Origin of the sequence: Acetivibrio sp. (assembly GCF_035371925.1) — a bacterium.
In the GTDB taxonomy this organism is placed as follows: domain Bacteria; phylum Bacillota; class Clostridia; order Acetivibrionales; family Acetivibrionaceae; genus Hungateiclostridium.
In genome coordinates this window covers 6762-8337 of sequence record NZ_DAORXT010000114.1, presented here as the reverse complement: position 1 = coordinate 8337, position 1576 = coordinate 6762, and the positions used below count along the sequence as shown (strand labels likewise).

Genomic DNA, 1576 nt, shown 5'->3' with positions numbered 1-1576 from the left:
AGTTGAAGTGGTACTTCCAGTAAAACAAGGATTGAAACCCAACATTTTCAAGACCTCCTATTCATTTATCAATGTGTTGAAGTGGTACTTCCAGTAAAACAAGGATTGAAACACCTTATCGACTTTTTCTCTGTCGACGTTGCATCTTGTTGAAGTGGTACTTCCAGTAAAACAAGGATTGAAACATAATAGCCGTCATACGGAAACTTAATTGCTTATCTGGGTTGAAGTGGTACTTCCAGTAAAACAAGGATTGAAACTTGTTCTCGCAACGGTTGTGTCCCCGATAAATCCACGTTGAAGTGGTACTTCCAGTAAAACAAGGATTGAAACTTATTATTTGACCTTGCAGTCCTAAAATATGTCTTGGGTTGAAGTGGTACTTCCAGTAAAACAAGGATTGAAACAATTAGGTGATACAGTAAAGGTATACGATGAAGGGGTTGAAGTGGTACTTCCAGTAAAACAAGGATTGAAACCGCAGCTTGAAATCTTTGCCAATATAGCCAACCTGGTTGAAGTGGTACTTCCAGTAAAACAAGGATTGAAACTTAGAATCAGAAAATTGCGGATTCGTAAGCAAATTATGTTGAAGTGGTACTTCCAGTAAAACAAGGATTGAAACACGAAAAATCAGCAAGTAGTTCATACGGAGCAAACGAGTTGAAGTGGTACTTCCAGTAAAACAAGGATTGAAACGCCTCAGCATCGGAACAGTCACTAACATCAATTGTGTTGAAGTGGTACTTCCAGTAAAACAAGGATTGAAACGAGTCAAACGGTTCATAATTTCCTTGAAACCCTATAGTTGAAGTGGTACTTCCAGTAAAACAAGGATTGAAACTCTTTTTTGATTGGTGGAAAATTCCGGCAACAACAAGGTTGAAGTGGTACTTCCAGTAAAACAAGGATTGAAACAGGAAGGGTTTGGCGACATAAGGCCGATCACTTATAGTTGAAGTGGTACTTCCAGTAAAACAAGGATTGAAACTCTGCTAAAATTTCATTATAGCAACATTGAATCCAAGTTGAAGTGGTACTTCCAGTAAAACAAGGATTGAAACTGTTGATGTAGACAGGCTAATTCAATACATCGAAGGAGTTGAAGTGGTACTTCCAGTAAAACAAGGATTGAAACAATACTAAAAGCATTTGTTAGAAATTTTTTCATTTTTTGTTGAAGTGGTACTTCCAGTAAAACAAGGATTGAAACAACCAACCTGTCCCTGTATTCCCTGCTGTTGTAGCAAGTTGAAGTGGTACTTCCAGTAAAACAAGGATTGAAACTTCTATATCCTATCCCATGCTTAGTATTAGCTGTAGTTGAAGTGGTACTTCCAGTAAAACAAGGATTGAAACACTGAGTATGTAGAATCTCGGTCTTGGTTAGTTATGTTGAAGTGGTACTTCCAGTAAAACAAGGATTGAAACTCAAAACTTTTATATTAACTCAGAAGGGGTTATTGTAGGGTTGAAGTGGTACTTCCAGTAAAACAAGGATTGAAACTAAACATACCCCTATCAAAGCTGTATTGCTTATATAAGTTGAAGTGGTACTTCCAGTAAAACAAGGATT

The 1576-nt window shown here is 37.3% G+C and carries 1 CRISPR repeat array.

Annotated features, from left to right (window positions below):
* Nucleotide 1: 1 nt before the first annotated feature.
* Nucleotides 2-1576: direct repeats of the CRISPR family, unit length 32 nt; unit sequence GTTGAAGTGGTACTTCCAGTAAAACAAGGATT.